We start from the raw sequence: 25405 nt of genomic DNA on the forward strand, positions 1-25405 counted from the left end.
TATTTAACACCATCGTCATGCAGCAATGCCTGCGTGACGATGCTTTATTTCCTTGTTCATGAATCTAATCAAACCCTATTTCCTTTGTTTAATGCTTTGCCTGGGTTTTACAGGTTCAGTGATTGCCCAAGCTCCGGCAGATTGGGAAAACCCTTTAATTCCTTCTCAGAATGCAATTAAACCCCATGCCTGGTTTATCCCTTATCCGGATCAACAGACATTGGATCAGCAATCGAGTCCTTTCCTGAAATCATTGGATGGTATCTGGAAGTTTAAACTGCTGAAGAACCCTTCCGAAAGATCTCATACTTTTTATAAAAACCTGGCAGAAACCAAAGACTGGGGTACGATTAAGGTGCCTGGCCATTGGCAAACGCAGGGCTATGCTAAATTTATATTTACTGATGTGGAATACCCGATCCCGGCTACTCCACCATTCGTGCCTAAGGAGGACAATCCCGTAGGACAGTATCAACGGGAATTTACAATTGATCCCAACTGGAATGGAAAACAGGTCTTTGTTCACCTGGGAGCAGTAAATTCTTTCTTTTACCTCTGGATTAACGGCGCATACATTGGTTTTAGCAAGGACAGTAAAACACCCACCGAATTCGACATTACCAAATTCCTAAAGAAGGGAAAGAACACGATTTCTTTGCAGGTCTTCCGGTTTAGCGATGCCACTTATCTGGAAGGACAGGACATGTGGAAGCTGAGTGGTATAGAAAGAAGCGTTTTTCTGATCGCGAGACCCAAATTTCACTTATCTGACTTTGAACTGAGGGCAACTTTAGACGAAAGCTATAAAAACGGGAAGTTCAATCTCGACCTTGCTTTCAATAAAGCGCCTGAAAAAACAGATCGGGGAACGATAGAACTAGAAGTCTTTGATCCGAAAAACCCTTCCATACCGCTTTATAAAACACAGAAGAACATCACCGCAACCTTAAACTTCAACACTACTTTTAAGGATATAAAAACCTGGAATGCCGAACATCCTAATTTGTATGTAGTACAAATCAGCCACCTGGATCAGAAAGGAAAACCGGTGGAAATCATCCGTCATCATATAGGATTCAGGTCCGCAGAAGTTAAAAACGGACTTTTCCTGGTCAATGGGAAAGCGATAAAAATCAAAGGGGTGAACCGCCATGAACACGACCGGATCAATGGAAAGATCGTAACCGAAGAGGGAATGATCAAGGACATCAAGGTGATGAAAGAACTCAACATCAATGCGGTAAGGGCAAGTCATTATCCCAATACAGAGCGATGGTATGCATTATGCGACCAGTATGGCCTCTATGTGGTAGACGAAGCGAATATCGAATGTGATGGGATGAGCTTCACGCCTTTGAAAACCTTATCCGATAAACCCGAATGGAAAGCCGCTTACCTGGACCGGATTCGCAGGATGTACGAAAGGGATAAGAATTTTACCAGCATCATCACCTGGTCTTTGGGGAATGAAAGTGGATTTGGGGAAAACCTGATGGCGGGATACGACTGGCTGAAAGCGAGAGATGCTTCCCGCCCGGTGCAATATGAAGCAACTAAAGAGGAAAGGTATTCGGATATTTTCTGCCCGATGTATAAATCCATCACGGTAATGGAAAACTATGTGAAGACCTGGAGAAAGAGACCCTTGATCCAATGCGAATATGCCCATATGATGGGCAATAGTGGAGGAAACTTAAAGGACGATTGGGACCTGATCTATAAACACGAACAGTTACAAGGCGGTTTTATCTGGGATTTTTCCGATCAGACTTTTAGTAAAAAAGATGATAAAGGAAACAACATCTGGGCTTATGGCCGGGATATGGGAACCGTAGGGCTAACGAGCGATACGAGTTTCTGTGCGGATGGGCTCGTTGCCGCAGACCGTTCCTGGCATCCTCAGGCTTATGAGCTGCAAAAGGTCTATCAGAATGTGAATTTTGAGGCAATAGACCTTCAGCGTTATGTGTTTAACCTAAGGAACAGGTTCGACTTTAGCAACCTGGAAGATTATACCATCAAATGGAACATCAAAGGAGGAGGCACCGTTGTGGCTTCCGGCACGATGGAAAGCCTTTCCCTGGCCCCGCAGTCTGTAAAAGAAATCAACCTTAAAATCCCTGCTTTTGAACTTAAAGGCGGACTGGAATACCTGATCGTTTTCGAGGTCTTTAGTAAAAAGGCAACGGAACTGTTGCCGGCGGGATTCAAGGTGGCAACGGAACAGTTTTTATTGCCTTTAAAAGCCAAAGAGGTTCTTTCCACTAAGCATACAGCCGAATTGAAAACCAAAGAAACTGCAGAAATAGTTCATTTTTATACCGATGCACTGAACATCGGTTTCAATAAAAAAACAGGATTACTGGAAAGCTATATGATTGCCGGAAAAGAATTGATCAAGGCCGCATTGGTTCCTCATTTTTGGAGGGCAGCAACAGATAATGACATCGGAAACAGCATGCAGATCAGGTCTAAAATCTGGCAGACTGCCTTTGATTACGCAAAACTGAGCAGTATTGAAAATAAGCAGGTCTCAAAAGAAACCAGAACCCTGAAAACCGTTCATGAGCTTCCAAAATTAAAACTGAGCATTACTACCGTATATACGATCAAAGGTGATGGCAGCATCAATGTCAATTATCAGCTTAAAGCCGGCGACGTGGCCTTACCTGAAATTCCAAGAATAGGAATGAGGGTGATCCTGAATCCTGAATTTGATCAGGTGAGCTGGTTTGGCAGAGGGCCTTTTGACAATTATGCAGACCGCGATTATGCAGCGCATATCGACCTTTACCGCATGCCGGCAGATGCGCTTTTCCATCCTTACCCAAGGGCACAGGAAAGTGGCTACCGCACCGGGGTGAGGTGGATGACCCTGGCCAATCAGCAAGGCATAGGGCTTTCTGCAACAGGTGCGCCTGAAATCAGCACAGGAGTTTTACATTTTGACATGAAACACCTGGATTTTGATAAAGACGCAAAGGTCAATGTACACGGTGGCTCGATGACGAATGAACCGCTGATCTGGTGGAACATTGATGCAAAACAAACAGGTGTAGGCGGCGATAACAGCTGGGGTGCCGAAGCACATCCGCAATATCGGTTGCCTTACCGTGATTATACTTATTCTTTTACCCTTCGTCCGGTTTTTAACAAGGCCGGCGAAATCAATAACATAAAATAATGATGTCTCTTATACGCAGTTGCTGCTTATGTAGTTTTGTATTGCTGGCCTCCGTCAATGAGTTCAATGTTACAAAAAAAGATGCAGAACGCAGCCATTTTCCGGATGTGCTGAGCATGGGCTTTGAAGTATCCGACCCGGAGAAAATTGAAACGAATGTGTTCTCCGACCTTGGGGCCTGGCATGCTTATACCCAGCCTACTTCGGCGAAGGACCATGGGGCTTTTATCGGTCCGCTCCTGATGGATCTTAAAGGGGAGTGGTTGGGAAACACGATCTCTAAAATCGGAATCAAAGAGGCTGAAAAGCTGATTGACCTTTCCGGCGCTAAAACCGAGCTCAAATATTATCCGGGCTTACTTACTCAGGAAATGTGGATCAACGACCTGAAAGTTGAGCTGCAACTGATCTTTGTTTCCAACAGATCTGCAATGATCAATACAAGGGTGTACAATCTTGGGAAAAAGGAACGGAAACTGCAATTGTCCTGGACCGGGAAGAGCTTGTTAACCGGGGCTCAGATCAAAAAGGCAGAAAAGGAGGTTAACATCAGCTTTAATGACAATGAACACCGCTTTACCCAGCAGTTCGATGGTTCACATAAAATGAACATTCAGGTTTCCGGAAATGGGTATCAGGCAGATCTGGAAGAAATCAGCATTCAACCGGATGCGCATTTCAGCATCGGCCAGACACAAAGCTATTACCTGAATGCAGCAGAAGAACAAGCCGCAACAACAACCGCATTTAATTTCAATAAGGAATTCCGTGCCAACCAAAGGCGCTGGGATAAATACCTGAACGATTATTTCAATGCTCCTGGACTACCACTGAGCAGTGTGGTGCAACAAAAACTCGCAGTAAAATCAATTGTAACCCTGCAAACCAATTGGAGAAGTAAATCAAAAGACCTGTTACATGGCGGCGTTTTCCCTTCTTTGAATTACCAGGGGTTTTATGGCTTTTGGAGCTGGGACAGCTGGAAACAGGCGGTAGGATTGAGCTATTTTAATCCTGCACTGGCAAAAGAAAATATGCTGGCCATGTTTGATTACCAGGATGAACATGGGATGGTGGCGGATTGTATTTATACGGATAAGAAAGAAAACAACTGGAGGGATACCAAACCTCCGCTTGCCGCATGGGCAGTCTGGAAAATCTATGCGCAATCAAAAGATGTTTCTTTTTTGAACACGATCTATCCTAAGCTGGTCAAATACCACAACTGGTGGTACAAAAACCGGGACCACAATAAAAATGGCCTGTGTGAGTTTGGTTCAACAGATGGAACTCGGATTGCCGCAGCATGGGAAAGTGGAATGGACAATGCGGTTAGGTTTGACAAAGCGGTTTTATTAAAAAACAATGCCACCGCATGGTCCTTAAATCAGGAATCCGTGGACCTGAATGCCTATCTCTATGCCGAAAAAGGGTATCTGGCAAAAATTGCCCTGGCGATGGGGAACAGGAAAGCACAGCAGGAATGGAAAAGCCAGCTCCTTCCTTTAAAGCAAAAAATCAATCAGACTTTCTTTCGGGAAGAGAAAGGCTTTTATTACGACAAGAGCCTGGAAGGACAATGGATTGATGTGGATGGGCCTGAAGGATGGCTCCCATTGTGGTGCGGCCTGGCGGACCAGCAACAATTCAATTCTGTGCTGAAAATGATAAAAAAAACAAATAAGTTTGATACATCTGTTCCCCTGGCCACACTCGCGGCCGATCATCCCGGTTTTGACCCTTTAAAAGGTTACTGGCGAGGTCCGGTATGGCTGGATCAGTTCTATTTTGGTTATTCCGGTTTGTTGCGGTATGGCAGAAAAGAAGAAGCAAACTACTTTTTGAATAAACTATTGAAAAATGCAGAAGGGCTTCAGGGACAGGGAGCCATCCGCGAAAATTATCACCCCCTTAGCGGCAAGGGGTTAAATGCCAAAAATTTCAGCTGGTCAGCAGCACACTTGTTAATTATACTTAAAGAGAATACACATGATACTTTCTGAGAAAAACCTTAAAGAAACCCTGAACACCTTTTACAAGCTGGATGCTGAGGTAAAGAAAATTGCCGGTTATGAAGAACAAAATTTCCTGCTGAACACTAAAGAAGGGCTGCGGTTGATCTGTAAAGTAAATCCTGCACCTTATGATGAACCTTACCTGGATGCCCAGATGAAGGCCTTACAGTTTTTATCAGCAACGCCATTGGCCGCTAAAGTACCGGTCTTAAAACTCAATCTGGACGGACAGGCCATCACCAAAACTGAAATCAACGGACATCAGTACTGCATCAGGATCTTGTCTTTTCTGGAAGGCACTTTCCTTGCAGACCTGCCGGTATTGAGTACCGGGTTGTTAACTGATCTGGGGACTACGCTGGCAAAAATGGACCAGGCGCTCCGGAGTTTTAATCACCCGGCTGTTTACCGTTATAACGAATGGGACATGGCCTATGTCCTGGCTTCAAAAGCGAACCTTCACTTTATCAAGGACCATGAAAAGAGAAGGATTGCGGCTTATTTTCTCCTTCAATATGAGATGGAAGTGCTTCCGCTGATGTATGAGTTGAGAACAGCCGTGGTCCACAATGACGCCCATGACCTGAATGTACTGGCCGATCAGGACAGAGTTACCGGCTTCATCGACTTTGGAGATATTGCCAAAACCCAGCTCATTCATAATATCGCCATCACGCTGACCTATGTGATGTTCCGTCAGGAGGAACCCCTGAAAGCTGCGGTGACCGTATTGAAAGCATACCATCAGGAGTATCATTTAACGGAGCAGGAATTGTCGGTCTTGTATTACCTGATCGGGGCAAGGTTAAGTTTAAGTGTAACACAATCTGCGAGTAAAAGAGCGCAGGGCGATAATGCACATCATTTTGTATCGGAGAACGATGCCTGGAAGCTACTGTTCCAATTGCTGAAGATCAATCCTGTCCTTGCGCAGAATGAGTTTAACCTCGTCTGCGGCTTTCCAAAAGTAAGCCCGGAAAAGGAAGCGATTGAGACCTTGTTGAAAACAAGAAAAGAGCGGATCGGGGCCAACCTGAGCATCAGCTATAAAACACCCCTGAAAATCGTTAAAGGCGCATTTCAATACCTGTACGATGATCAGGGCGATACTTTTATCGACTGTGTCAATAACGTGAGCCATGTTGGCCATTGCCACCCTACCGTGGTACGGGCAATCCAGCAGCAGGCCGCAAAATTAAATACGAATACCAGATACTTGCACGACAGCTTATTGGAATACGCAAAACTGCTGACTGATAGCTTGCCTGCGCCATTGAGCGTTTGTTATTTTACCAATTCAGGAAGCGAAGCCAATGACCTGGCCATCCGCATCAGCAGACATTATACCCGTCAGAAAGATGTCATTGTACTGGACCATGCTTATCACGGGACGTCTACCGTGGCGATGGAACTGAGTCCTTATAAATTCGACGGACCAGGGGGTGGCGGACAACCTTCCCATATCCACAAGGCGTTGAACCCGGATCTGTACCGTGGCGTTTACCGCTACGGAGATGCCCAGGCGGGTGCAAAGTATGCTGCAGACGTAGAACGTTTGATAGCAGCGCTTAAAACCTCAGATAAAGGTGTTGCCGCGTTCATTTGTGAGACCCTGCTTGGGGTAGGCGGACAGATTCCTTTGCCTCCGGATTACCTGAAAGAAGTATACCGTCATGTCCGGGCTGCCGGCGGACTTTGCATTGCGGATGAAGTACAGGTGGGTTTTGGAAGAATCGGAGATCATTTCTGGGGATTTGAACTGCAGGACGTGGTTCCTGACATTGTCGTCCTGGGTAAACCCATCGGAAACGGGCATCCTATGGCTGCGGTAGTGGTGACTGCCGAAATTGCTGCTTCTTTTAACAACGGAATGGAGTATTTCAATACTTTTGGAGGGAATCCGGTTTCCATGGAAACAGGGATTGCAGTGATGAAGGTGATACAGGAAGAGGAGCTCCAAAAGCAGGCCCTGGAAACAGGAAATCACCTGATGGTGGGGCTGACAGAGCTGATGGAAAAACATCCGCTGATCGGAGAGGTGAGAGGTCATGGCCTTTTTGTGGGTGTGGAGCTGGTGAGAAACCAGGAAACACTTGAACCTGCCGTTCCTGAGATCGACTGGATTGTGGAAGAGATGAGAAACCGTGGATTTTTGTTAAGCACAGACGGGCCTTTGCACAACGTGATTAAGATCAAACCGCCTTTGGTATTCTCCAAAGAGAATGCGGATGATCTGGTGGCCCATCTGGATGAGGTATTGTATAAAATTAAATAAATAATGGTGCATAAAACCCTTAAAGGAGTATTAAACGGACTCTTAACCCGATATAAAGAACGTGTTCCTGATGTAGCAGGAATTATCAATGCGATGATTGCCGAGGGGATCATCAGCAATTTTGAAGAGATAGAAAACGACCATGTGGCCTTCCGTACTTTAGGGGTTCCTCATTTAGGAATCGCCTCTCTGGAAAAAGTATTTCTGGCTTATGGTTACGAGAAAAAGAGCCCTTACCATTTTTCGGAAAAGAAGCTGGATGCGTATTGGTATGCACCACCATCTCCGGAATTTCCACGTATTTTCATCAGTGAACTGATCGTTACACAATTGTCTGAAAGGGCACAGGAGCTTATTCATAAATATACAGATGCGATTACCGCTGATCCTGTAGATGCATTGGACCTGAATGATGCGGATGCCGTAGATCGTTTTCTGCACAGTCCGCTTTGGGAAACACCTACGGTGGAAGATTACACGGAGTTGATGGCAGAAAGTGAATATGCCGCATGGACGATTTATAACCGTTATTACCTGAACCATTTTACGATCAGCATCCATAACCTGAAAGAAGGGTACAACAACCTGGAAGCATTTGATCAGTTCCTGTTGAAAAACGGGTTTAAGCTGAACGATGCCGGTGGAGAGATCAAGACGAGCAGCGATGGGGCATTGCTGCAAAGCTCTACCGTTGCCGAACTGGTGGAAGCCAGCTTTGCGGAAGGCAAAAAGAAGGTTATTGCCGGTTCTTATGTAGAGTTTGCAGAAAGAAAGGTGTTACCGGAATTTGCCGGACTTCCTGCCAGCGAGCTGAACAATACCCATAGGAGAGAAGGTTTTGAAGCCGGAAATGCAGATAAAATATTTGAGAGTACTTTCTTATCGCAAACGAGTAAGAAATAGCACTATTTCTAAAACTCCCGAAATTGGGGATTTTAGAAGAAAAGCTTTGTTTCCTGATTGATTTCAATTCGATCAGGAAACAAAGCTTTTATAGCTTGTGTATAAGTTCATTGATTTTTTTTGAACAATTGATTTGGAATAAATCTAAATAATAACAACCTTTGCAGTCTCAACCAGGTTTAATCAATGCAAAACACAGCTATAGCATCTCCAATACATTTTGAAGAGGTATTTAGTACCAAAAAAGGTTCCATCTATCAATCAGACAGTGAAAACTGCTGGTATATAGATTTTGCCGGCAAGCTGGCCCGTTTTGATTACCGCAATCTTTTGAAATTAAAGAAAGCGGTTTACAACATTGATATCGAAAACATCCTGTTGACGAGTGATAAATCCGCTGATGTGGAGATCATCTTCATCTGCGCCTGTGATCATTGTTATGTTTTGTCTTTACTTCAGATCATTGCCCTTAAAGAACTACTACAGGGAACCTTCGTCATGCTGGATTTAAACCACATTATTCAGGACCGTCTTTTCCGCTTAGTCGTTTGATCTAATTAGACTTAGAATCTTTCCGAATTGCTTTTAAATGCAATATTGTTGATTTATACCCTTATTTTTGTCTTAGTAATTAGGAATTAAATCAACAGTAATATGAAAGATATCATTCGCGTAAAAAGTTTACTCTCCACAGATGTTGAGACTCTTTTAAACCAACAGATTAAAAAAGAAGCACTTTCTTCCTCAATCTACCTGTCCATGGCTTCATGGTGCGGCCGCAATGGATACGATTTCTCCTCAGATTACTTCTTTAAGCAAGCTGAAGAAGAACGCGTTCATCAGTTAAAATTTTATAAGTATGTTCTTGATATGGGTGGAATGGCCATTTCGCCTGAAGTAACCAATATCAAGCTTGAATATAACTCTTTCCGTGAGGTGTTTGAAGAAGCATTAGATCAGGAGATCAGTGTAACCCAGTCGATCAAAAACATCGCTGCACGTTGCCATAAAGAACAGGATTATGTAACCTTAGAGTTCTTAAACTGGTTCTTCAAAGAACAACGTGAAGAAGAATACAAAGCCAGACGTGCGCTGGAATTATTCGATGTGATCGGTGAAGAAGGAACAGGAAGATGGCAGATCGATAAAAATGTAGGCCAGATCGTTTACACAGAGGGCTAATCCGCTGATTTAAACCGATAAAGGTTTTTTATTATAGCACATATTGATGGAAAACCATCAGTATGTGCTATTTTTGTATCGGAATAATTGTAGCGCGATGTCAAAGAAGGGAAAAGAAAAGAAAAAGTCGAAGCAGGAGAAGAAGGATAAGAAGAAAAAGAACTGCTGTGAAAAGTTTCTGAGAGGAAAGCGTTGTCGGAATTGCCCCTTTGGTTAGCTGCGGGGAATGCTGCTAATAAGGGAGAGCTATATGCGCTTATCACGCGTTATTAATTGATCGATACTGATTCCAGCATAGAGAATTCCTGTTTTTCTGCGTTTAATTTCCCTTCAATGCTGTAAAGAACCGGAGTTTCGCCTTCCAGCCGTTCGCTCCTTTCAAACCATGTTGTCAAATTGTTTTCACAGTTAATGTCGCAGGGAATCAAAGCATATGTTTTCTTAGTTTTTTGCTCCTGAAAGGTCATTTTACCATCTTTCCCTATTTCTACGCTTCCTTCCAGCACCTGTAATTTTTGATCTTCTAAAGCATCACAGGCTTTACACCTTTCACGAGTCTGCCATTCCTCAGGCGGGTGCGTGATCCGATCGTAAATTAAACAACATACCAGTACCAGTAAAGCACCTAAAACAAGTGTTTTTAAAATTTTCATTAGTGTATAATTGCTTTTTATCAGGCGGTTTTATTTCTCAGCCTCTAAATTAGGAAAGATATCCGGACTTTGTTACCCAGGCCCCGGGCTGTCTCCTGTAAAACCGTTGCCAGATTCAGTTAAGCTGGAATTCGGTACATCAATCTCCTTTTCGTTTTCGCAAACAGGCGCCTGTGCTGGTTTGACCGCTCCGGTTTTGGCCTCTTCTGCAGGTTTTATTTCTACAGTAACTTTGGGACTGGTATTCAAAGAACCAGCGTGTACGCTATTGGAAACTGCTTTTCCATTATCTTTAGCAAAAGAAATATAAGCTTCCATGCGTTCGTTTATATGTTCCGGACCGATCACAATCACATCTTTACCTTCCACTCTTTTTGCCCCGACCAGTTGGCAGCAGGTCTCTTTAATATCAGGGAAATAGATCACGAGCATCGTGCGGTCAGTATGATACTCACTCACCGGACTGGTCGATATTTCCCAGGTAAAGGTAACCTCAACGCCGTTTTGACTAATCCCCGGGTTAACAGCTACAGGAAGTGCCCCCATGCTCATTAATACTTTGCTATAGTCCAGACTGATGTTTGGATATACACCTTGAATCGCATTCTTTTTATTGTAAGAAACGGCCTCATTGTACTCGTTCCTGTCCGTTCCAACAACCGCAAGCCGGAATCCTGCCCGGATCGCATGAATGGAAGGCTTCAGGATCTCATTGACCACCTTCATTTTTTCGCAGTTTGCTTTCCTTGCCGGAGTAAGCGGTTTTTCAGTTTTGCCAATTGTTCTGATGATATGTTTCCCTTTCAAGGTATAACCTACCAGGTTGCCGATTCTGCCATGGAATCCGCCAAATAACCCGTTAATTAATTTTCCCATTTTTCCTAAGTTTTATTTAAGTAATTAAATTGATTATGAGTAATTTACGAAATGTTTTTCATATATCTTTAATATGCCTCCGGATAATGTTATTTGTCAGTTGTCCGGGAAGACATCGTCAAAAGGTCTGAGAAACCAATTATGGACCTATCAAACACCTCTTGATCGTTAAGAGAAGATCAGTTACACTGAAACGGAAATGAACAACATTTTTAACGGATAGGAACAGGATGATTTACTGTGATTGATCGGAAAGATATTCGGAAGGCGTCTTTCCAAATTGTTTTTTAAACTCCCTGCTGAAATACTTACGGTCTGAAAAACCAACCATATAACCGATTTCGTATACGGTGTATTGCCTTTGCAGGAGCAGTTGCGCGGCCTTTTTTAAACGGATAGACTTGGAGAAATCATTCACAGAAAGGTCGGTTAGTGCTTTTAGCTTTTTATACAATACCGACTGGCTCATTCCTATTTGTGCAGCGAGCAGTTCTACGCCAAGCTCCTCATTTTCCATATTGTCTTCAATGATGCCAATCAATTTGGAAATAAACTGCTCATTTAGTGGATTAACAGGCAGGGGTCCTGGTTCCAGAACCAGCTCCCTGCTGTATTTCTTTCGCATCTTTTCTCTTGCTTCCAACAGATTGTGCACCTGAAGCTCCAGAATTTTTGTGCTAAAGGGTTTGGTCAGGTAACTGTCTGCTCCCTGAGTCAGTCCGCTGATCTGATCCGTTTGGCTGCTCTTAGCCGTTAAAAGTATTACAGGGATGTGACTAGTCCGTTCGTCGGATTTTAATTGATTACAGAGGGTGAAACCATCCATTTCGGGCATCATAACATCGCTGATGATGAGGTCTGGGATTTCTACCGTGGCGATGTCCCATCCTTCCAGTCCGTTTCCGGCAAGAAATACCTCGTAATCGGCGTCTAGCGTACCCTTAATCAATCCGCGCAGTTCAGCATTGTCTTCCACGATCAGGATGGTCTGTCTTTTTGAACCACTATGTGGAGGACTTACCCGTGGGATGTTTTCCAGGCTTAGCTCGTCTTCCCCGGGGATTCGGACAGGGAATTGTGCGATGGGTGCCGATAGCTGAGTTTCCTGGAAATGAGCATTTCCCCGCAGCAAACTGATTTCAAAACGGGTAAAACCAGGTTCATCCGCTGTTGCAGGATTGCTACTGACCTTAATTTTTCCTTTATGTAATTCCACAATGTTTTTTGCCAGTGCCAACCCGATGCCGTAGCCCGTATTTTGGATGCTGTGGTCATCTACCTGGAAATAGTTCACAAACAACTGATCCAGATATTGCGGTGCAATTCCCCTTCCGGTATCACTGATACTGATCAGCACCTCGTCTTTTTCCGTTTTGATGTGCAATGCAATATCGCCATGATCCGGTGTAAATTTAAAAGCATTGGAAAGCAGGTTGAAAAACACTTTTTCCAGTTGTTCTTTGTCGAAATACAACATTAGTGGCTCTTGGTCATGAATGAAAGAAAACTGAATTTGTTTCTTCCTGGATAAGGCTTCAAAGGAACTGTAAATCTCCCTCACAAAAGGAATGAGGTCATAATTTGCAACACGGAGCTTTAGGTTCTTGGTATCCGCTTTCCGGAAATCCATGAGCTCACTGACCAGTTTTAACAACCGGTCTGCGTTGTTTTTTACGCTTTTTAATTGCTGTCCGACCGGGCTGGCAGATTGCTGTCCTTCCAGTAATTTTTCTACGGGAGCCATGATCAGCGTCAGGTGGGTGCGGATCTCATGAGAAATGTTGGTGAAGAAGTTCAGCTTGATCTGATGAAGCTCTTCATCCTTTAGTAACAACCCACGGAGGTAGAAAAAGCGGGTGATAAAAAATAAAACCATAATCAGCAATGCGGTATAAAGAAGGTAGGCCCACCATGTTTTCCAGAATGGAGGCAGGATTTCGATCTGCATCCGGACCGGTTCGCTCCAGATGCCATCGTTATTCGCTCCTTTTACCAATAGGGTATAGGTTCCTGAAGGCAGATTGGTATAGGTGGCTACAGGCGTATGGCTTTCTATCCACTCCCCGCTCATGCCTTCCAGCTTATAGGCGTATTTGTTCTTATTTGATTTGATGTAATTGAGTAAGGCAAACTCGACGGTAAAAATGTTCTGCCCATAATGAAAGACCAGCTTTTCTGTGAATCCGATGTCCTGTTTCAACAAGCCATTCGCATCGTTGAGCCTTACCCGGTCATTGAAAAGCTTCAATCCGGTAAAAACCACGGCTGCCTGCTGGTCATTTTTTTCGATATCTGCAGGAGAGAAATGGGTAAGTCCGTTATACCCGCCAAAAAACATTTCCCCGTTTCCGGCTTTAAAAAAGGAATTGTAATTGAACTCATCCCCGGCAAGGCCGTCGCTGGTGGTATAAGTCTGGAAAACTTCATTTTTGGGATTAAACCTCGATAATCCGTTAGAAGTACTGATCCAAAGCTGCCTGTGGTTGTCTTCCAGAATTCCGACTACATTATTGCTGGCCAGGCCATCCTTGCTGGTATAGGTCTTACTAAAAGCTTTTCTCCTGACATCATATTTACTGAGTCCGCCATAATAAAGGCCAACCCAGATGTTCCCGGATGAATCTTCCTGAATACAATTGATATAATTCGCATTGTTGTTTACGCTATTGCTCCCTTTCGGCAATGTAAACGATTGCAGGCTGCGCCGCTCGGAAGGCAAAAGGTACAGGCCGGTAGTTGCTGCAATCCAGATGTTCTTTCTCGAATCTTCGAACAAAACTTTAATATTCTGGTTTTTGATGCTTCTAATGGCCGGGATTTCAGGATAGGGGCCCAGGTTGTCCTTATCCTTCTTAAAGATCCTGATGCCAGTCTGACTGCCGGTCCAGAATGCACCCTGATCATCTTCCAAAAGGGCAACGATCTCCGAACGCGTGGTTTGAATGTCATTCCCGCTGGCCATAAAACGTTTGAAACGCTGTGTTGCAGGGTCAAATAAATTGAGGCCGCCGCCATGCGTACCGACCCAGATATTGCCCGTTTTATCTTTGTAAACTACTTTTACCAAATCTGAACCCAAACTTGATGGGGAAGTTGCTTTCAGTTTATAAGTCGTAAATTTCTGGCTCCGCTGGTCATAATAGTTCAGTCCGCCGCCTTCCGTTCCGATCCAAAGGTTTTCATTTTTGTCGGCAATGATGGAACTGACTACATTATGACTGATTCCTGCCAGCTTTTCGTTGTACTGCAGGGTTTTAAAATTGGTGGAATGCGCATAAGTGACATTCACCCCGCCATAATAGGTGCCAATCCAGATCGAGCCTGTCAGGTCTTCATACAAGCTGTAAATGGAATTTTGGTTTAAGCTTCGCTGATCGGCTTTCCGGTGTTGATAGTTGTGGAATGTTCTGCTCGACGGATCGAATACGCTTAATCCTTCCTGCGTTCCAATGTATAATTTCCCCTTCTTGCTGAGCATCATTTTACGGACGGCATTATGAGCGAGGCTATTTTCTTTTCCTTCTTCATGTAAAAATCTGGAAAAGGTATTCGTGGAAGGCTGGAAAAGATTGATGCCCCCATTTTCAGTAGCCACCCAAAGGTTCTTTTGCTGGTCTTCGGTAATGGCAGTAATGGAATTATCACTCAAACTGCCAGGCTGAGCCACATGATGACGGTAGGTTTGTACTTCCTGAACCCGTTGTTTGAACCTGAAGCGTGTTAATCCGTTATTTGTTCCGATCCATAAAAATCCCTTCTGGTCTTCATAGATACTGAGGATTTCTGCATGGGCAATTCCCGGGGCCAGGCCAAGCTTTTCAGCAGAGCTGAATTTATTTTTCCCGGGATTGGTTAATAAGTAGAGTCCGGTCCTGGCAGCAGCCCAGAGGTTTCCCTTTCGGTCCTCATATACGGAATTTACAGGGGCATACTGTTTATTGTGTTTATTCCCATCAAGGTAAATCCTTTCGAAAGTATTTTTCTGCGGATTAAAGCGGTTTAAGCCATTGGCCGTACCCACCCAAAGGATCTTCCTGGAATCACTATATAAGGCCGTGATATAATCATCAGAAAGGCTGCCGGAATCACTGGCATTGCTTTTATATAACCGGAACTGATTGCCGTCGTAACGGTTCAATCCAAAGCGGGAGCCAAACCACATAAAGCCCTGACCATCCTGTGCGATAGCAAAAATAGAATTCTGGGAAAGCCCGTTTTCAGTCTTTAGGTGATTGAAATTCAGTGCTTGCCCCCTGACACACAGCTGCATCAGAATACCTGTAATTAATAATATTGTTTGCCTTATCATACCCCTATAATAAACGTTCCCCTCCCCAAGGCTAAAGAAATTCCTTGCCTGATTTTTAAAAATACAATTTAAGAAGGGATTTTCACCCCATTTACAATCATTTTTCACCCCTTTTCTTTTTGGATTGCAGCCAACTTTACTGTTAGCCAAATAACCAAATACGCTTTGCCTCCCAGGCAACTAAACCAAAACAAACCAGATATGATGAAACCTTACTTAAAAGTAAAGGGAAGACAGGTGTACGGGAAGTTCCTAATTAAGGGATTGATGATTGCCATGCTTTTTCCGATCTCTTTATCTGCCCAGACCAATAAGGGTAGTAAAGAAACCATTAACTCAACAGACATTCCAGGAGTGGTTAAAGGGAAACTGACCAATATTTATGGAGAACCTCTTTTTGGTGTAAACATCAGAAGTAAAACAGGAGGGCCCGTGGTGTCTTCGGATAACAAGGGAGAATATTCCCTGATGATTGATTCCGGTGAAGTGGCCATCTTTTCTCTGAAAGGATACCTTACACAGGAAGTAAGTGTTTCCGGAAGCAAACTGGACCTGATTTTTACCGAATCGGAAAAGTCGCAGCTAAGTGTGTACCGTCTTTATGATACCCAGAAAAAGTCGACCAGCATCTTATCCACAGAAAGTGTGTATACCAGAGACCTGATCTCTTCGCCGGTAACGGCGATCAATAATGCCCTTACAGGTAGGATGTCGGGGTTAACCACCTTACAGTCGACAGGAATTCCGGGACTGGATGCTGCTGATTTCTCCCTGAGGGGACAGAATCCAACGATCTTAATCAATGGGGTACCCAGAGATGTATCTTCTATAGATCCGGAAGAAATTGAATCTGTTACGGTATTAAAAGATGCACTGGCGACTGCTATGTTGGGTTTGCGCGGATCTGGTGGTGCCATACTGATTACAACTAAAAAAGGAGAAGTAGGAAAACAGAAAATTGCTTTTACTGCCCAAACAGGATTGCAAACCCCGATCAGACTTCCTAAAACATTAGATGCCTTTAATTATGCGACCTTATACAATGAGGCACTGAGCAATGATGGAAAAGCAACCATCTATACGCCTGCAGATTTAGAAGCTTACAGAACAGGTTCCGACCCTATGGGCCATCCGAACGTAGACTGGTACAAGGAAGTGATGAGAAAAAATGCGCCTTTCACGAGGTACAATCTGAGCACCTCCGGTGGTGGAAACAGTGCCCGTTATTTCGTGGCAGTCGATTATCTGGACCAGCAAGGCCTTTTAAAGACCTCGGATAAAAATACTTATAATACCAATTCAGACTTTAAGCGATACATCGTGCGCACGAATATCGATGTAGACCTGAATAAAAACCTAACCCTAAACCTGAACCTTTTCGGAAGAATAGAGAATGGAAATGCGCCGGGAACCAGTTTCATAACCTCTTTTGGAGGAAGGTCAGTAAACCTGGGGATCAATGCCATTTTCAATTCGCTGGCGACTACGCCAAATAGTGCCTATCCAATGTTTAACCCGGATGGTTCATTGGGGGGGAATAAAGACTTTCAGAACAATGTGTATGGCCTGAGCACGCAATCGGGATATACGCTGAGCTATATGAGAGATATGTCTGCCGATCTTTCTCTTAAAAGAACGATGGATGATCTGGTGAAGGGATTATGGATTAAAGGTTTGGTTACTTTTAATACCAACCTTTCTGAAGTAACTTCCAGAGGGAAAACCTTTGCGGTATATCAGGGAATGAATGGTCCATCTGGAATAACCTACCAGCGTTTTGGTACAGAAGGAACGATATCGGCCGGAAATAGCGTCAATACCAATCAGTATAAAAACTTCTATTCGGAATTTTCTACCGGCTATGACGGCAGCTTCGGAGATCACCATGTCCATGCACTTGCTTCTGCAAATGTTCAGAACATTTCAATTTATAGCGACTTGCCACTTACTTACAATACCCTTGCCGGAACGCTTTCTTATGACTACAAGGAAAAATATCTGGCAGAAGTAGCGATGAGCTATAGCGGTTTAAACCGCTATCCCGATGGTAAACGTTATGGATTATTTCCGGCAGTAGGCTTAGGCTGGAACATTGCCAAGGAGCACTTTATCGCAGATCATGTAAAATGGTTAACTACCCTGAAATTACGTAGTACCTACGGACGAACAGGAAATGCGAATGCGGGTTACTTTGTGTATAACCAGTATTTTGCAGATGGTGCGGGTTATTATTTCGGTCCGGGATCGGGAACTTTTGTGTTTTCTGTTGGCGACCAGACTTTGGCGAATCCAAATATAACCTGGGAGAAAGCAGCTAAATTCAATCTGGGAATAGATGTCGGCTTGTTTAATGATAAACTGACGCTGACAGCAGAGTATTATAATAATAAATTTTTCGACCTGATGCAAACCAGGGGCAAAAGTACCAGCATCATCGGAAATACCTATCCATTTGAAAATATCGGTACCACCCGCTATAAAGGAATAGACCTGACGGCGAGTTACCGCAACCATGTCAATAATTTCAATTATTTCCTTTCAGGGAATGTCACCTCCAATAATAAGATCGTTGAATACCAGGATGAAGTGTTCAGGGAATACGACTGGATGAAAAGAACCGGACAGCGTACGGATCAGACTTTCGGATATCTGGCAAACGGTTTTTACCAGAATGCTGCGGATATCACAAATAGCCCTAAAACAGTAGGTTATATTCCTGTTCCGGGAGATCTCAAGTACAAAGACTTAAATAACGATGGGATCATCAACCAGTTTGATGTAACCGCTTTAAAGAATAATAAACCCATGGTCTATTATGGCTTATCCTTTGGTTTCGACTATAAAGGCTTCGATTTTAGTGCCTTATTGCAGGGCGCGGCAAACCGTACAGTTTATATGGGTGGACCGACACAATGGGAATTTCAAAACGAGGGAAAAGGGCAGGCTTTTGAGCAGCACCTCAATCGCTGGACTCCAGAAACCGCAGGAACAGCGACTTACCCAAGACTTTCTGTAGGTGCCAACCCGAATAACCAGATGACTTCTTCTTTCTGGCTTCGCTCCGGGAATTACATGAGGTTAAAGAACCTGGAAGTCGGTTATTCCCTTCCACAAAGGCTTGCAGCAAAAGTAAAACTGGCTTCCATCCGTGTTTTTGCAAACGGAATGAACTTATATACTTTCTCTGATAGTAAGGATTATGATCCTGAAACTTTTGGCGTATCCTATCCGGCGCAACGAATTGTCAATGCTGGTATCACCATTAAACTATAATCCCATGAAACACTTTATATACATTTTAATAGGCGGATTATTGTGCTTAACCGCATGTAAGAAAAGCAATATTGAACAAACCCCACTGGAAAAATGGACAGACGACGTCATCTTTGATCCTACAGATTCCCTGGGGAATTATGCCAAAAACTTCCTGAATGATATCTATACCTTATTGCCTACGGGTTATAACCGGATAGGAACGACTTTCGGGACGGTAACCAGCAGTGATATTTTGGATGCAGCAACTGATGATGCCATTTCTTCTAAGGCATCAAGCAATATCGAATCTTTTACCAATGGTAGAATCAGCGCTTTCAGTCTGGTAGACGATGCCTGGGATAAAAACTACAAGGGGATCAGAAAAGTGAATATGTTCCTGGCAAATATTGGGAAAGTCCCTTTTCTGAATTCCATGATCGTAGAGAAAAATTACTGGATCGCAGAAAGCAGGTTCCTGCGGGCCATGTTTTATTTTGAAATGGTAAAGCGTTATGGTGGTGTTCCTTTGCTCGGCGATAAGGTGCTGGGCCTGGAGGATGACCTTTCATTTAAAAGAAATACCACCGAAGAATGTACGCAATATATCCTGTCTGAAATCGAAGCCATCAAAGATCAGCTTCGTCCAAGCCCTGTTCAGGATGCAGACCTTGGAAGGATTTCTAAAGCTGCAGCATTGGCTTTGAAATCACGTTTATTGCTGTATCTGGCTAGTCCAAAATACAACCCTGGAAATGACCAGACCAAATGGCTCGCTGCGGCAACTGCCGCAAAAGACCTGATGAACCTCAGTAGTGCCATTGGATTGGAAAGTTCTTTCATCAACGTCTTTCTGACCCGTAAAAATAAAGAAGTCATCCTGGGGTATCAACGTGCGGTAAATATGAACGTGGAAAAGGACAATGCACCCATCGGTTATACAGATGCTGTTGCCAGTAACGGACTCACAAGCCCGACTCAGGAACTCGTAGATGCTTACGAAATGAAAAATGGAAAAGCAATCACCGATCCTACATCCGGCTATAACCCTGCAAATCCTTACACCGGTCGTGATCCCCGTTTTGATAAAACCATCTTTTACAATGGAAGCGATTGGGTAAAACGTAAAGTAGAAACATTTGAAGGTGGTTTAGACAAGCCGGGAGGGATCGTTACACAGACACGTACAGGCTATTACATGCGCAAGTTTATGGCTGATTTTTCTACTGCCACGACGTATAGCAATCAGACACACAACCCGGTTATTTTCCGCTATGCGGAGGTGTTGCTGAATTTTGCCGAAGCGCAAAACGAATATGCAGGGCCTACCGCTGAGGTTAAAAAGGCTGTTGAAGACATCAGACAACGTGCCGGTCTGGTTCCTTTCGCGCTGGCTACAGGCCTTTCCAAAGATCAAATGAGGGAAGTGATCCGACATGAAAGAAGGGTAGAAATGGCCTTTGAAGAACAACGTTTCTGGGACATCAGAAGGTGGAAGATTGCAGAACAGGTGATGAATGGAAAATTACATGGGATGAAAATTCAGAAAATTCCGGCAGGTGGGTTTACATATGCCCCTTTTGAGGCGGCAACGGTGACTTTCGATGCAGCAAAAATGTATAGTTATCCAATCCCTTATTCGGAAATCACCAAAAACACAAATTTAACCCAAAACCAAGGTTGGTAAATCATTCTGGTTCATTTCAAATAAACAAAACTCAGGTTATGCAAAGATTTATATATATCACACTTGCAATGGTTTTCTTCGTTCCAGGTCTTTTACTGGCACAAACCAAAGTGATTAAAGGGCTCATCAGAGAAAGCGGAGGCCCATTGCCCGGCGCCACAATTACAGAAAAAGGATTGCCCAATAATGGTGCACAAACCGGGGTAGACGGCCGATTTCAGCTGACGCTGAAAGGCAGCAGTCATACGATTGTGATCAGAAGCATTGGCTTTATCTCTCAGGAGATCAATGTTGCCAATAAATCAGAAGTCAACGTGTCCCTTGCCGTAGATGCCAAAGGTCTGGAAGAAGTGATCGTGGTTGGTTTCGGCCGACAAAAGAAAATTACCAATACCGGTGCAGTGAGTTCTATCAATGCCTCAGAGCTGAGACAGAATCCTACCGCCAGTGTGCAGAATACTTTAGCCGGTCGTTTACCGGGATTCTTCTCTCAGCAAAGAAGCGGACAACCGGGAAAAGACGGTGCCGACTTTTTTATCCGTGGAATCAGCAGCTACACCACCGGACAACGTCCTTTAATCATTGTGGATGATATTGAATACAGCTATTCAGACGTGTCACAGCTCGATCCCAATGAAATTGAAAGCGTAACCATCCTGAAAGACGCTTCTACCACCGCCATTTATGGGGTGAAAGGTGCAAATGGAGTATTGGTGATCACGACCAGGAGAGGTGTTTCCGGTCCTCCGGTCATCAATTTTAAATCTGAACTCGGATTACAGCAAAAAACTTTTGTTCCTAAATTTTTAGGTTCCTATGAAGCTGCGATGCTAACCAATCAGGCATTAGTAAACAGCGATCAGACCAAACGTTTCACGGATAGAGATATTGAATTGTTTAAAGATGGTAGTGATCCGTATGGACACCCGGACGTAGATTGGTTCAGTACACTGATGAAGCCTACCTCATTGATTTCCAGAAACAACCTGGACATTTCGGGAGGTACAGAAAGCGTGAAGTATTTCGTTTCCCTGGGTTATCTATGGCAAAATGGTGCTTTAAGAGATTTTAGCTCGAAAAGTGAGGTGAACAATACACATTATTATAAACGTTATAACTTCCGCTCTAACCTGGATTTCCAGGCCACCAAGACCCTGAACCTGAGGTTAGACATGACCGGCCGTTTTGGAGAGACCAATGAGCCGATTACCAATAGTCCGAATGGAAACGGGCTGATCGGAGAAATCTATAGTTATAACTTTCTGCCTCCTTTTGCTTATGCAGTATACAATCCGGATGGTAGTTATGGAACGAACTCCAATTTAAGTGGGGTCAATGTGGTAGGGCGTATCGCTACTCAGGGATATAACAGAAGCTTTGATAACGACCTGAACATTACTTTTGGCGGAACCCAGAAACTGGATATGCTCGCTGCAGGCTTGTCAGCCAAGGGAACGATCTCCTATGCGAGTGCGCAAACCAATTCCAGAGGCCTGGCCAGAAGTAATACCAATTTCCCTCAATACTATTACAATCAGGAAAAAAACACGTATACGCCCAAAGATGCAACGGTTTACCGGATTCCTCCTTATAACCTGAGCCGCAGTGCAGGAGGAGTAGAAAGGACCACCAATATTCAGGCTTCCTTAAACTACGATCATAATTTTGATGACCACCGGGTCTATGGTTTAGCGTTGTATAATCAGAACAGCTATATTGAGAATAAATCCGATAAACCTGGTTCAAGTATCCCGACAAATTTCAGGGGAATCACGCTTAGGGCAGGGTATGACTATAAACAAAAATACCTGTTTGAGTTTAATGCCGCCAGGAACGGAACGGATAAGTTTGTAGGAAAGAAACGTAATGGCTGGTTCCCTGCATTATCTGCAGGCTGGAACATTGCAGAAGAATCTTTCTTTAAAAAACAGGTGCCGTTCATCAACCTGTTTAAAATCAGAGGCTCTTATGGATTGGTAGGTTCGGATAATATCGGTGATTTTAAATTCGTTTATGATCAGGTATATACCAATTCCGGTAGTTATTCTTTCGGACAACAGCACAATAACTTTAACGGTATTGCAGAAGGAACTTTGGGTAACGACAATGTCACCTGGGAAAAAGAAAAGAAGATGGATATCGGTCTGGATGTATCCATGTTTGAGGGAAAGCTGTCCTTTACAGTAGATTATTTCAACAACAACAGGTTTGATATCCTTACGCCAAGAGCGAGTGTACCGTTGATCATGGGGATTGGCCTTCCTCCAATGAACTTAGGAAAGGTGAACAACAAAGGCTGGGATGGAGAGGTCAATTTTAAAAGTAACATCAGAGATTTTCAGTATTTTTTCCGTGGAACCTTCTCTTATGCTAAAAACAAAATCACGTTCAGAGATGAGGCGAATCCGAGGTATCCATGGCTGGCCAGAACGGGTCAACCTATTGGTCAGGGATTCGGGTATGTGTTTGACGGTTTTTACCAAAGTGCAGAAGATATTGCCAACAGTGCAAAGCCAACTACGCCAATCAAGCCGGGCGACCTGAAATACAGAGACCTGAATGGTGATGGCATCATCGATGCATTGGATCAGCGTGCGGTAGGAAGTCCGAATCTGCCAAGTACGACGATGGGTTTAACACTGGGCTTTAGCTATAAAGGATTTAGCTTTAGTGCCCTGATACAAGGTTCGTACGACTACTCGATGTATTTTGCTTCAGAGGCCATCGAAGGTCTGAGTGCTAATTTTCAGCCCATTCACAAGAACGCATGGACCCCGGAACTGGGGAACAATGCCAAATTCCCTTTGTTAGGAACCAACAGTACGATTAGTCGCGCGAATGTGTCGCTTTCTGATTTCTGGCTGGTAGATGCTAAATATTTAAGGTTAAAAACAATGGAAGTGGGGTATCAGCTGCCAGCGAAATGGGTGAAGCCAATTGGGTTTAAAAGCATCCGGGTATATGCCAATGGCTATAACCTGCTGACCTGGACCAATGTGGATAAGTTCTATCAGGCAGATCCTGAATCTGTAAATGCCTCAGGTGGAATTATCAATACCGGTGCAATTACAGCATACCCTAATCAACGCATCTATAATTTCGGTGCTACTTTCTCCTTATAAAGATTAAAAATTCAATATCATGAAGATAAAATATATATACCTGGTAATGGCCATCCTGCTGATTGGAGTAAGCAGCTGCAAAAAAGGAAGTTTCCTGGATGCAAAACAACCCAGCGACCTGAATGAACAAGCTACTTTTACAGACAGTGTGCGGACCATCGCATTTTTAACCCGTTCTTATACTGATGTAGGATTTAACTTCGATGCGAACAGATGGGAAGGTGGAGGACATCCGGTCCTGGCTGATGAAGCCATTCCGGTTCGTTTCACAGGGCCTCAGAATGATGCCATCTTAATGGCGAGTGGTGCTCTTTCTGCATCGAGTACTAATGTTTCTAAACAGGCACAGGTGCTCAACAACTGGAGAACGCCGTGGGAAAACATCAGAAGGGCAAATGTATTTCTACAGAATGCAGACCGCAGTCCGCTTAGTGCAGGCTTAAGGAAAAAGTTAAAGGCTGAAGTCCGCTTTCTAAGGGCCTGGTATTATTTTCAACTGATAAAAGTATATGGTGGCGTCCCTTTAGTGGGAGATGCGGTTTATACCAATAGCGATAATATCGACCTGCCACGTTCTAATTATGGCGATTGTATCGACTATATTGTTAAGGAATGTGATGCTGCTGCGGCTGACTTGCCAGGTTTTAACGATCAGCTGCAACAGGATTATGGAAGAGTAACCAAAGGGGCCTGTATGGGGCTTAAATCAAGAGCCTTGTTGTATGCTGCAAGTCCGTTGTTTAATGGCGGAGGGATTGCAACTGATCCAACACTTAAAAACATCACCGGATATGCGAGTGCAGATCAGGAACGCTGGAATAAAGCGGCTCAGGCGGCAAAAGACATCATCAACTCCGGAACCTATGCCTTAATGGAAGACAATGATACAAGAATGGGCTATGGTTTCTATAGTGTGTTTCTGAAACGTTATAACAATGAATATTTGTTTGCGGCGATGAAAGCACCAAACAGGGAATATGAAAATAACCTTTTGCCAACTTCCAGAACGGGGAGCGGAAAGTCCAGCGCACCAACGCAACAACTCGTAGATGCTTTTGGAATGGAAAACGGATTGCCGATTACAGACCCTGCATCAGGCTATAATCCCAATGATCCTTATGTGAAGCGTGATCCGCGTTTTGGAAACAGCATCATTTACAACGGATCTAAGTTTTTCTTTGCAAGCAGTAACAATATGGCTGTTGTCAATACTTTCGTCGGCTCCAGTCCTGATGGCCCGGCGGCGACAGGTCCGATCAATATTCCGGGATATTACTGGAGAAAGATGATGGTAGAAGATGGTTCCGGAAACACAGACCGTTGTTATCCATTGATCAGGTATGCGGAAATACTTTTGAACTATGCCGAAGCATTGAATGAATACCAGGGGCCTGTTGGAGAGGTGTATAGTACGCTGATACAGGTTAGAAAAAGAGCAGGTATTGTAGCGGGTGCAAATGGTAACTATGGATTAAAAGCCGGAATCAGTAAAGATGAAATGCGTCTGGTGATCCAGAATGAACGCAGAGTAGAACTGGCATTGGAAGAACACCGTTTATGGGATGTGAGAAGATGGAAAATTGCAGAGGTAACGGATAACGTGATGCTGAAAGGAATGAAAATTACAAAGGTAGGTAATGGATTCACTTATGAAGTGATCGACATCAAGCCTCATGCGTTCAGACCTGCTTTCTATTTGTTCCCGATTCCGGAATCAGAAATTGCAAAATCGCCTAAGCTGATACAAAATCCAGGTTGGTAAGGGGGATTAAAGATAATGTCAATCGTGGTTGATGACAGGTTTAGTTGTGTTGACTCATCAGTCGTCATTCTGGGTCGCAGAATGATGGCTGATTGAACTGATCAGACATTTTTTAGTACTTTCATCACATTTAAGAATAAATCGAAATTAGTCGTAAGCGTAAATATAAATTAATCGGATCGCTG

The 25405-nt window shown here is 43.8% G+C and carries 13 protein-coding genes; 10 read left to right on the top strand and 3 right to left on the bottom strand.

The features are described 5' to 3' along the window. Positions 1-58: 58 nt before the first annotated feature. The 6 genes from BLQ87_RS31380 to BLQ87_RS31405 all read left to right on the top strand — a co-directional run bounded on the left by BLQ87_RS31380 (position 59) and on the right by BLQ87_RS31405 (position 9559). Positions 59-3184: a beta-galactosidase, LacZ type gene (locus tag BLQ87_RS31380; RefSeq protein WP_083362161.1), complete on the top strand. Its 3126-nt coding sequence runs from the start codon at positions 59-61 to the stop codon at positions 3182-3184. Further along, positions 3184-5187 (top strand): MGH1-like glycoside hydrolase domain-containing protein, encoded by a 2004-nt coding sequence (locus BLQ87_RS31385; RefSeq protein ID WP_216857894.1) that lies wholly within the window; start codon positions 3184-3186, stop codon positions 5185-5187. The genes BLQ87_RS31380 and BLQ87_RS31385 overlap by 1 nt, the downstream gene beginning before the upstream one ends. Then, on the top strand, positions 5174-7474 hold the full coding sequence (locus tag BLQ87_RS31390) for an aminotransferase class III-fold pyridoxal phosphate-dependent enzyme (protein ID WP_074612860.1): 2301 nt from the start codon (positions 5174-5176) through the stop codon (positions 7472-7474). The genes BLQ87_RS31385 and BLQ87_RS31390 overlap by 14 nt, the downstream gene beginning before the upstream one ends. A 3-nt stretch (positions 7475-7477) precedes the next feature. Beyond that, positions 7478-8377: a DUF1338 domain-containing protein gene (locus tag BLQ87_RS31395; RefSeq protein ID WP_074612861.1), complete on the top strand. Its 900-nt coding sequence runs from the start codon at positions 7478-7480 to the stop codon at positions 8375-8377. Between the two features lie 186 nt (positions 8378-8563). Next, on the top strand, positions 8564-8929 hold the full coding sequence (locus BLQ87_RS31400; protein WP_074612862.1) for a hypothetical protein: 366 nt from the start codon (positions 8564-8566) through the stop codon (positions 8927-8929). A 102-nt stretch (positions 8930-9031) separates the two neighbouring features. Continuing rightward, a complete protein-coding gene (locus BLQ87_RS31405; protein WP_074612863.1) occupies positions 9032-9559 on the top strand; it encodes a ferritin in 528 nt (175 codons plus the stop codon). A 269-nt stretch (positions 9560-9828) separates the two neighbouring features. Here the strand turns inward: BLQ87_RS31405 and BLQ87_RS31410 are convergent, their stop codons facing one another. The 3 genes from BLQ87_RS31410 to BLQ87_RS31420 form a co-directional block, all read right to left on the bottom strand. Beyond that, positions 9829-10212 carry a hypothetical protein gene (locus tag BLQ87_RS31410; RefSeq protein ID WP_074612864.1) on the bottom strand — a complete coding sequence of 128 codons (384 nt, stop codon included), beginning with the start codon at positions 10210-10212 and terminating at the stop codon, positions 9829-9831. 72 nt (positions 10213-10284) lie between these two features. Continuing rightward, the gene (locus BLQ87_RS31415; protein ID WP_074612865.1) at positions 10285-11088 is read right to left on the bottom strand and encodes a DUF6266 family protein; all 804 of its coding nucleotides are present in this window, start codon (positions 11086-11088) and stop codon (positions 10285-10287) included. A 235-nt stretch (positions 11089-11323) separates the two neighbouring features. After that, positions 11324-15397, bottom strand: a complete 4074-nt coding sequence (locus tag BLQ87_RS31420) for a hybrid sensor histidine kinase/response regulator transcription factor (RefSeq protein WP_074612918.1) — start codon at positions 15395-15397, stop codon at positions 11324-11326. Between the two features lie 276 nt (positions 15398-15673). Here BLQ87_RS31420 and BLQ87_RS31425 point away from each other — a divergent pair, with 276 nt between their 5' ends. From BLQ87_RS31425 to BLQ87_RS31440, 4 genes are read left to right on the top strand one after another with little or no spacing between them, the layout of a single operon-like run. After that, the gene (locus BLQ87_RS31425) at positions 15674-18670 is read left to right on the top strand and encodes a SusC/RagA family TonB-linked outer membrane protein (RefSeq protein ID WP_394331847.1); all 2997 of its coding nucleotides are present in this window, start codon (positions 15674-15676) and stop codon (positions 18668-18670) included. A gap of 4 nt (positions 18671-18674) precedes the next feature. Next, positions 18675-20336, top strand: coding sequence for a RagB/SusD family nutrient uptake outer membrane protein (locus BLQ87_RS31430; protein WP_074612919.1), 1662 nt, complete (start codon positions 18675-18677; stop codon positions 20334-20336). A gap of 38 nt (positions 20337-20374) precedes the next feature. Next, positions 20375-23458 carry a SusC/RagA family TonB-linked outer membrane protein gene (locus tag BLQ87_RS31435; protein ID WP_074612920.1) on the top strand — a complete coding sequence of 1028 codons (3084 nt, stop codon included), beginning with the start codon at positions 20375-20377 and terminating at the stop codon, positions 23456-23458. Between the two features lie 19 nt (positions 23459-23477). Further along, positions 23478-25220: a RagB/SusD family nutrient uptake outer membrane protein gene (locus tag BLQ87_RS31440; RefSeq protein WP_074612867.1), complete on the top strand. Its 1743-nt coding sequence runs from the start codon at positions 23478-23480 to the stop codon at positions 25218-25220. The last annotated feature ends 185 nt before the right edge of the window (positions 25221-25405 follow it).

It is taken from the genome of Pedobacter steynii (assembly GCF_900103665.1).
In the GTDB taxonomy this organism is placed as follows: Bacteria; Bacteroidota; Bacteroidia; order Sphingobacteriales; family Sphingobacteriaceae; genus Pedobacter; species Pedobacter steynii.